This is a genomic window from Verrucomicrobiota bacterium, from assembly GCA_016871495.1.
Classification (GTDB): Bacteria; Verrucomicrobiota; Verrucomicrobiia; order Limisphaerales; family VHDF01; genus VHDF01.
The window spans coordinates 1-8,934 of sequence record VHDF01000132.1 but is presented as its reverse complement, the minus strand read 5'-3'; the positions used below and the strand labels follow the sequence as shown (position 1 = coordinate 8,934).

Annotated in this window: 10 protein-coding genes; 3 read left to right on the top strand and 7 right to left on the bottom strand. The window is 63.0% G+C overall.

Annotated features, from left to right (window positions below):
• The first annotated feature begins 184 nt into the window (after window positions 1–184).
• From FJ404_18555 to FJ404_18545, 3 genes are read left to right on the top strand one after another with little or no spacing between them, the layout of a single operon-like run.
• A complete protein-coding gene (locus FJ404_18555; GenBank protein MBM3824852.1) occupies window positions 185–895 on the top strand; it encodes a type II secretion system protein in 711 nt (236 codons plus the stop codon).
• Between the two features lie 5 nt (window positions 896–900).
• Window positions 901–1,683, top strand: coding sequence for a M48 family metallopeptidase (locus FJ404_18550; protein ID MBM3824851.1), 783 nt, complete (start codon window positions 901–903; stop codon window positions 1,681–1,683).
• Between the two features lie 27 nt (window positions 1,684–1,710).
• Window positions 1,711–1,947 (top strand): hypothetical protein, encoded by a 237-nt coding sequence (locus tag FJ404_18545; GenBank protein MBM3824850.1) that lies wholly within the window; start codon window positions 1,711–1,713, stop codon window positions 1,945–1,947.
• On the opposite strand, the gene FJ404_18540 is transcribed toward FJ404_18545, so the two are convergent.
• The 7 genes from FJ404_18540 to FJ404_18510 all read right to left on the bottom strand — a co-directional run bounded on the left by FJ404_18540 (window position 1,845) and on the right by FJ404_18510 (window position 8,684).
• Window positions 1,845–2,945 (bottom strand): HupE/UreJ family protein, encoded by a 1,101-nt coding sequence (locus tag FJ404_18540; GenBank protein MBM3824849.1) that lies wholly within the window; start codon window positions 2,943–2,945, stop codon window positions 1,845–1,847. The genes FJ404_18545 and FJ404_18540 overlap by 103 nt on opposite strands.
• 149 nt (window positions 2,946–3,094) lie before the next feature.
• On the bottom strand, window positions 3,095–4,762 hold the full coding sequence (locus tag FJ404_18535) for a Gfo/Idh/MocA family oxidoreductase (protein ID MBM3824848.1): 1,668 nt from the start codon (window positions 4,760–4,762) through the stop codon (window positions 3,095–3,097).
• Window positions 4,720–5,511 (bottom strand): ATP-binding cassette domain-containing protein, encoded by a 792-nt coding sequence (locus FJ404_18530; protein MBM3824847.1) that lies wholly within the window; start codon window positions 5,509–5,511, stop codon window positions 4,720–4,722. Before FJ404_18530 ends, FJ404_18535 begins: the two co-directional genes overlap by 43 nt.
• Before the next feature lie 10 nt (window positions 5,512–5,521).
• The gene (pstA, locus tag FJ404_18525; protein MBM3824846.1) at window positions 5,522–6,373 is read right to left on the bottom strand and encodes a phosphate ABC transporter permease PstA; all 852 of its coding nucleotides are present in this window, start codon (window positions 6,371–6,373) and stop codon (window positions 5,522–5,524) included.
• Window positions 6,357–7,301, bottom strand: coding sequence for a phosphate ABC transporter permease subunit PstC (pstC, locus tag FJ404_18520; protein MBM3824845.1), 945 nt, complete (start codon window positions 7,299–7,301; stop codon window positions 6,357–6,359). The genes pstA and pstC overlap by 17 nt, the downstream gene beginning before the upstream one ends.
• Before the next feature lie 18 nt (window positions 7,302–7,319).
• On the bottom strand, window positions 7,320–8,195 hold the full coding sequence (locus tag FJ404_18515) for a phosphate ABC transporter substrate-binding protein (protein MBM3824844.1): 876 nt from the start codon (window positions 8,193–8,195) through the stop codon (window positions 7,320–7,322).
• Between the two features lie 111 nt (window positions 8,196–8,306).
• Window positions 8,307–8,684, bottom strand: coding sequence for a winged helix-turn-helix transcriptional regulator (locus FJ404_18510; protein ID MBM3824843.1), 378 nt, complete (start codon window positions 8,682–8,684; stop codon window positions 8,307–8,309).
• Between the last annotated feature and the right edge of the window lie 250 nt (window positions 8,685–8,934).

Genomic DNA, 8,934 nt, shown 5'->3' with positions numbered 1-8,934 from the left:
GCGCGTCCGTCCCGGCGCGCCGCCGGAGCATGATTTTTTGCATCCCGTGGGCGGCGGGCTGGGACAGGCCCGCCCTACCAACAACATCGGGATACACGGGGGAAAGTTTCTCACCGCTTCTTCTCCTTGTCTCAGGACACGGTTTGGGCTATGACCATGATCACCGCAGCGGCCCCCTGATTCCATGACACCACGATCGCTCTTTTCACTCCGGGCTTCCTCCCGAGCCTTCACCCTCATCGAACTTCTGGTGGTCATCGCCATCATCGCCATTCTGGCCGGCATGCTCCTCCCCGCGCTCTCACGCGCAAAGACCAAGGCAAAAACGGCGCGTTGCCTGTCGAATCTCCGCCAGCTCGGCATCACCCTCAACCTCTACACCTCTGATTACCGCGACAAGTTCCCCTTTTCCGGCCGGTCGTGGCCCCACATGCCCTTCGTGGACCTGATGAAGCTATTCCATCCCTTCCTGAGCACGAATGGCGGCGATTTTTACCTCTGCCCGGCCGACCGGCCCCCGGCCTGGAACATCGCCTGGACCCGGCTCAACGGGTCCGGCAGCAATATCCGCACGAACGAACTCCTCTTTCCGAATTCGTATTACTATTATCACCAGTTCTACAATGACGACACCACTTCGCCCAAACTCACCCAGCGTTCGGTCGAGGAAGTCCTGAGTCCCACCAAAAAGGCGATCATGAGCTGCTTCGCCGAACCGGAACATGGGAACCTCGGCGACAAGAATCTCGCCCATGGCAAGGCTGGATTCCCCATTCTCTTCGCCGACAGCCATGCGGCTTTCACGAAATACATCCAGATGAACAAGACCGCGCCTTACGGGGAATACAACCTCGACTGGACCATTGGAGGCCTCAAAGGAACAGATCTCAAATAAACCCCATGCGCCCCGCCCTTCTTGCGATCATCTTCCTCGGACTGCTCCTGCTTTCGGGCTGCGCCGTCGTGCCTGAAACGGGTCGCAGCCAGCTCAACATTCTCTCGCCCGGTGAGGAAATGCAGCTCGGTCTGACCAGCTTCGAACAGCTCAAAAAGGAAACCCCTGTCAGCAAGGACGCTAAACTCAACGCCTTGGTGCAGCGCGTCGGTCACCGCATCGCCGCCGTGGCCCCCCTCCCCAACGCGCAATGGGAGTTCGTCCTCTTCGACAGCAAGGAAGCCAACGCGTTCTGCCTGCCCGGAGGCAAGGTCGGCATCTACACCGGCATCCTCCCCATCACCCAGGACGAAGCAGGCTTGTCCACGGTGATCGGTCATGAAGTGGCTCATGCCGTCGCCCGTCACGGGGCCGAACGGATGAGCGAAGCCATGCTCATGCAATCGGTCGGCGCCGCGCTCAATGCCGGACTCACCGCGCGAGGATCGAAGTATCATGGCGCCGCGATGACGGTCTATGGACTCGGCACCTCCCTGGGACGCGCCCTTCCGCACAGCCGCAAACAGGAATCGGAAGCGGATCAAATTGGCCTCCTTTACATGGCCCGGGCCGGTTACAACCCCGAGGCCGCCGTCGGCTTTTGGCAGCGGTTCTCCTCCTATAACCGGCAATCCGGCCAAGCCGCGCCCTGGTTCCTCCGCACCCATCCACTCGACGAAGTCCGCATCCGCCAGCTTCAGGAATGGATGCCTCGGGCCAAGCAGGAGTTCCGCCCCGCCGCGAACTAAGAGCGCCACGCCTGACGGTGCATCCCGATGTTGCCGGTGATGCAGGTAGGGCGCGTCCGTCCCGGCGCGCCGCCGGAGCATGATGTTTTGCATCCAGTGGACGGCGGGCTGGGACAGGCCCGCCCTACCAACAACATCGGGATGCACGCCACGCCTGACGCTCAAAACGGCATCCATTCACCGCCCGTCGCCCGCTCCATCGCCCAGCCCGCCGACACCAACAGAATGGCTCCCGATCCCCAGCGCAGAACATGGTTCGGGTAAACCGCCTTCCCCCGCATGGCTGCCGCCACAGGGAAAAACACTGCCACACAGGCAAGCTGTCCCAACTCCACCCCCGCGTTAAAGCCCGCCAGCGGCCACAGCAAGGAACGGGCGGACAATCCAAGGTCCAGCAAGATCGAGGCAAATCCAAAACCATGCACCAGCCCGAATCCGAAGGCCATCCCTGCCTCGCCGCCACGCCAGATCGGACGCAAATTGTTCGCCGCCGCCAGCGCGACGGAAAGCGCGATCACCGTTTCCACGGGACGCGGGGGAAGCGAAACCACCCCAGCCGCCGCCAGGCCCAAGGTCAACGAATGCGCCACCGTAAAACAGGTCACCACTTTCAACACCGCCCACCCTGCCTGGCCCAGTCTCTCCACCGGCTCCCATCGCCCGTCTCTCCAACGCAACACCGAAGGCAGCAACAGCGCCAAAAGAAAAAGCAAATGATCCGCGCCCGTCCAAATGTGATAAACCCCCTTCCGTCCAAAATCCCAGAACTGCTCTCGCGGGTTGGGTCGCGCCAGGATGAACACTTGCTGGGGCTCGATCTGGTCCAGGATCGCGGTCTGCACCTGGCCCGCACCCGTCAACCGGACAAGGCCTCGATGATGCGGGTCGAGTCCCTCAAACAACCGGTAGTCCAACTCCACCTTCTCCGGATCACCCACGCCTCGAATGAGAAACTCCAGAATGCCATAAACACCATCGATCGCTTCCATGGATCGGATGGCACCCGGTTCCAGAGCGCCCACCGTGCCGTCAAGGCGCACGCCCAGATGCGACGCGGCATAGAGGTTGACGTCATCGGCCCGCTTGCCCCATTCGGATTCCGGATAAATCCCGTCGCCATTGTCGTCGATTCTCAACAAGGCATCCAGATCTCTCCACAAGATCGCCCATTGAATGCGAACCGTCCCGTTGGTCACCACAATGTCCAACTGGCTGTCGCTCGACCAATGAGCCTCCAGGCGCGCGGCACTGATCCCGAGCATGCAGACCAGAGCCCAGCGAAGAGCCCCCAACCCGATCGAAGGAAACAGACCGGCTCCTCGGACCGTGCGCCCGCGCCTCACTCGTTCAAGCCGGCCTGAGAAGCTCAAGCTCGAACCTTCCACAAGGCTTGCCTCGGATTCCGAGCGGATCAGGCCACCTGCGGGGGCGCGAATCCGTCGCGATAGTTTCGCTTGAGGATCTCCTGGTTTGCCTTCTCGTGGTTGGTGAACCGAAAGCTTGCCGCATCCCACCGCAACTCCTGCCCGGGAAACTTCGTCGCCTTCACGGCCAGCAAGGCCGGTTCCGTGATTCGCCAGCCTATGTTGAACGGCGTCCACAACGGCTTCTTCGCTCCCAGGCAGTTGTCCGCCCAATCCTTCCAATGATCGCGCGGCTCCACCTTGGGCAGCGGCTCGTTCTCCACTTCCTGTCCGTCGCGGAAGATGGTGATCCGGCCATCGGCCTGCAATAACAAGGTGCCCCCCTCACATACCACCATGGTGTGATTGGCATCCACTTTCATGGGCGGCAATCCCAGGGCCGCAAACGAAGGCATCAATGCGCTGTCGTTGTAATGCACCACGAATTTCGGGCGCGCGAACGGTCCGCCGCCCGGATAGGTAATCACGCTGAGGTTGTTCGCCGAATGCCCCGTGTTCGGAGCGCGACCGGTGTAAGTCACCACCGCCTCCGGCGCGGGCATGGGATACGCGAAATACAAGAGATCGAGCAAATGGCAGCCCCAGTCCGCCAACTGCCCGCCTCCCGTCTCCCAGAAGGTGCGCCAGCGCCGGGGTGCGAGATCCTCGCTGTACGGAATCTCAGAGCTCAGCGGCCCCCGCCACAAATCCCAGTCCAAATGGGACGGAGCGGTCTTGCCATGGATGTATTCGCTCCAGGGATCGGCGAAGTAATGCCCGCGTTGCACGCCCCCCGTCCAGACATAAGCCTCGACCGGACGACCGAGTTGATGTTTTCGCAAGATCTCGACGGATTGCATCCGTCCCCGGTGGCAGGCCCGTTGGTTGCCCATCTGCGTGACGGCGTTGGGACGCGCCTGGACAGCATCCCGGATCATGCGCAATTCATCGAGTTGATGAACCAGCGGCTTTTGGCCATAGACATGTTTATGGTGCTTGAGGGCGGTCAGAATCATCGGGGCATGGTGAAAATCAGGGGCTTCCACAATGACCGCGTCGAAGTCGGCGACCTTGTTGGCGAAAGCTTCCCGGTAGTCTTTCACCGTCCACGCGTTGGGGTGCTCCTGCTTGATCTTGTCGAGCTCGCGTTGATCCACATCGCAGAACCCAGCCCATTCGACCATGGGATGACCTTTGAGTCCGTTCCGCTCCAGACTCCCGATGCCGCCCACCCCGATTTGGAAGATACGGAGTTTGCTGTTCCGGTTGGTTTGGGCGCGGCCCGGCAAACGCAAGGCAGCGACGGAAAAGGCGGCGAGAGCGCCGCTTTGAACGAAGACCCGGCGGGTCACAGGAGAAGCAGTCTTTGTGTTCATAATCGTTGAAGGTGTGCCGCGCATCATGCCCTCCGGCCTCGAAATCTCAAGCGGAATGGAGCCCAGATCGGCGCGGCACATCACGACCGGCGCATCCGCAAGTTGTCGGGGCGCGCCGTTCACGGCGCTGCCGCTCGCACCCATCTGCCCGACCGGCTCGGGTGGAACCTCGCCCTCCCGGTCCAGGGCCCGCCCTGGGTGAATGCCTTCGCCCTGGCAGCACCCTTGCCCGTTGTCGCACGGCTCCATAATCTCCACTACCGAGCCGCAGGATCGCGCGCTCCCAGCACCTCGGCGCATGAGCCGGTGGCGACAATTTCGCCCACTCCCTCGCGCGGCTCGATTCTCGCAAGCACGTCGGCAACGCGACGTGCCTGGCCCAGATTGTGCGTCACGAGGACGATGGTTCGCGTGGCTTTCAACTTCAGAATCAGTTGTTCGACGGCGTCAGCGGACTTCTCGTCAAGTGAACTCGTGGGTTCGTCCATCAAGAGAATCTCAGGGTCCAGGGCCAGCGCGCGCGCGAGGCAAAGTCGCTGTTGCTGCCCGACGGATAATTTCGCCGCCGGCTCGTCGAGACGGTCCTTCACTTCATCCCAAAGCGCCGCCTCCCGCAACGCCCTCTGCGTCAGGGCCGCGGATTCGAGCCGCGAGAGAGGCCTGAGATGACGCACCCCAAACAGCACGTTCCGGCGAATGCTCACGGGGAAAACGACAGGCTGTTGAAAGAGCATGCCCACGCGCGCGCGCAGGGCGTCCGCGTCCACCTCCGGCGACCGGATGGAGCGGCCCCGCAGGAGAATGTCCCCCTCCACACGCAGGCTCGAGTCGAGTTCGATCAACCGGTTGAGACACCTCAACAGCGTGCTCTTGCCGGCGCCGGACGGCCCAACCAGCCCAAAGGCCTGGCGGGGCGCGATGCTCAAGTTCACCTCGCGCAGCAAGTGCCGCGACCCGGCGAACACGTTCAAGCCCCGCACCTCCAGAAGCGCGGGTGAATCGGATCCGCGCCCGGACGGCGTGCCCCTTGTTGAGGGAGAGTCTCCCATGCTCGTCTCCTCATCCACGCAACGCCTCCTCGTGAATCCGGAGACGCGCCGGCAAGGCCACCAAACTCAACGCCATCACCAATCCCAGCAAAACCAGTGCCGCGCCCCAAACCCGGGCGCCCGCCGCCGGATCCAACGAATCTTGCGACAGGACAAAAATGTGATACGGCAGCGTGAGAACAGGACTGTCTTGGATGCCATGCGGCAGCGCGGCTCCGGAAAAAATGGTCGCCGTGAACATGATCGGCGCGGTCTCTCCAGCCGCCCTCGCCAGTCCAAGCAGCAAGCCAGTCACGAGTCCGTTCGCGCATTGCGGCAAAATGACCGACCAGATGACCTGCGACTGGCTCAGACCCAAAGCCGCGGCGGCTTCGCCATACTTCCGAGGGAGCGAATGAATCCGTTCAATGAGCGCCACGGAAACGGTCGGCAGCATCATCATGCCCAGCAAAACGCCGCCCGAAAGCCAGGATTTTCCCCAGCCGAACGTCTTCACAAACAGCATGAGTCCGAACAAACCGAAGACGATGGAGGGCACACCACTCCACACCGCGAGGAGCATCCAAAGCCGCTGCCGGGCGCGCTCACTCCTGAGATACACGCTGTGCAAGAGCGCGAGGGCTGACGCCACCGGCAGGCTGACGAGCAGTGCCGCGCCGAGCAAGATCAGCGTGCCGGAGATGTTGAACAAGACGCCGCCGGACGCGCCCGCACGCTGGATCTGTTCGGTCAGGAACGGCCATGAAATCGCCGAGGCGCCGCGCCATGTGATCGCGCCCAAGATGGTCGCAAGCACCCCCGCTGCCAGCGCGGCGCAAATCCCTCCGGCTAAAATCAGCCCCCGGTCAAGCGCGCGGCGCATGAACCTCCTTTGGGCGGATCATGCGCGCGCCCGCCCACGTGATCCCAAGCGTCATCACCAGCAAGATCAGTCCCAGCCCACCCATCGCCGCCCAGTGCAGCGGGTCGCCATAGGCAATGTTCGTTTCCGAACCAACCAGTTTGCTGTTCAGCGTCTGACCCGCTTCCATCAACGGACGGAGCGAGAAGAGATTCTCCGGCCACTGATTGTCCTGGCGGCCCACGACCATGAACACGGCAATGCCCTCACCGAGCGCGCGGCCCGTGGCCAGCAACAAGGCCGCCACCATCCCCCGCCACGCCTGGGGCAGCACGACCGTCAGCACCGCCTCCGCGCGTGTCAGCCCAAGTCCACGGGCAGCCAGGCGCTGTGCCGCCGGTACTCCGCGCAGCGCGTCGTCGCACAAGGTCATGACCGTGGGAAGCACCATGACGGCGAGAAGAATGCCGGCCGTCAACAGGGTGTCACCGCTGACCGGTTCGAACGGTTGCAGCGCGTCATACACCCGTTCGCGCAACAGAAGAATTCCGAGCAACCCGTAGATCACGGACGGAATGCCGGCGAGCAATTCGATGGACGCCTTGACCGGAAGCCGCCAACGCCCGGGCAACACTTCGGACGTGAACAAGGCCGCGCCCCATCCGATGGGAGCGGCCAAGGCCAGCGCCACCGTCGAGACAACGACCGTGCCGTAAATCATGGCCCGCGCGCCAAACTCGTGGTGCTGAAAGAACCACTGCGTTCCCGTCAAGTAGCCAAACCCTTCGTGTCGCCAAACGGGGACACTTTGACCGATCAACATCAATACCATCGCCGCAAAAAACGCGAGCGCGAGCGCGCTGAACGCGAAGGTCATCACGCGCGTCCCACTCCAGCGCGCCGCAGCGGCGCGGGACTTGGACCTTCCAGCATCAGTGACAGGTTCCATCGCTCGCGAGCAGAAGTCTCACGGCTTCAGTTGATCCAGGGAGAGGTAGCCATGCCTGCGCACCAGCGCCTGGCCGCGCGGACTCAGGACAAACTCCACAAACTCCCTCGCCTCGCCGGCCGGATCGCCGTCGGTCAGCAGAAATAGCGGTCGGCTCATCGGATATTCACCGGTCGCGATGTTCTCGGCTTTGGGCCACACCACGTTCCCATCGTCCCGCTGGATGCCCAGCGCGAACACACTCCGCCCGTCGGCCCACGTGGCCGAAAGCTGCGACAACGCGCCCCGGGTGGAGGCAACCTTCAGCCGCGCCTCCTCATTCCCACCGACCTCCGGAAAGCTGACCCTCGGCGCCTTCTTCGCGTCCCCGTAGAGCCAATGGACGAACACCTCCCAAGTTCCTCTCCCGGGTTCCTTGTTGAAAAACACAATGCGGCGGTCCGGGCCTCCAACCTCCTTCCAGTTCCGCACGCGGCCCTCATAGATGTCTCGCGCCTGCGCGCTCGACAATGCCCGCACGCCCCCGTCCCAGACGTCCTTCGACACAATCAACGCCACCGCGTCCGCCCCGACGTGGATCGACTTGAAGCGGGCCCGGGGATACTTCGCGCGATCCGTGTCGCTCAGCGGCTTGGACGACATCCCGATGTGCGCGCGTCCATCGCCTACCGCGGAGATGCCACCCGGGCTTCCGCCCTGCGTGTCCACCTGGATGTTCATTCTCCGCTCTGACCGCAGAATCTCCGCGGCTTCGGCCACCGGTGGATGGACCGTGGTCGATCCGTTGATCTTCAGGGTGGCAGCGAGGGCGGGCGGCTCAAAAAAGCCCGCCCATGCCAGGCAGAGGCAGAGCGCGCCCAGGCTTGTGAGTTGCATACATGCCCAACTGTGCATATATCATCGCGCGAGGCAAATTAAAACTTGCGAAGGGGCCGCGCCCCGTGCATCCCGATGTTGTTGGTAGGGCGGGCCTGTCCCAGCCCGCCGACCCCTGGATGCAAAACATCATGCTCCGGCGGCGCGCCGGGACGGACGCGCCCTACCTGCATCACCGGCAACATCGGGATGCACCGGGCCGCGACGGCGCGGCGCGTCGAAGCGAAACGTGCAGCAACCCAGGTCGAGCCCCGTCCGATTGCGCGCCATTTGCTTGCGAAAATCCTCCGCGACCCGGCAATGGACATGCTTGCCATCGCGCTCTGTCTCCACAATGCCCGCCTCGCGCAGAATCCGGACGTGCTTGGAGATGTTGTATTGGGAAACGCCGAGCCGCTCGACGAGCTCGCCGACGTTTCGGGGTGCGGACAGCAATTCGCTCACGATGCGCCAGCGGGTTTCATCCGCCAGCGCCTTCAGCAGCGGGATGCATGCGGACGTCGGCATGCCCCGAAGGATAACCGATGGGGCGGCGTGAACCAGCATTTCCTGTCCAGTGCCCGTGGGAAATTAAGCCGCGCGGCCCGCAAACAATTCAATGAAATGCCGCTTCAAGGCGTGTCTTCAAAGGGGCAACGCAAGTTTAACGGGCAAGAGTGCCGCCAGAGGTGAAGGCATCCACCCAGGGCGGGCCATGGACCGGGAGGGCGAGGTTCCACCCGAGCCGGTCGGGCAGATTGGCGCGAGCGGAAGCGCC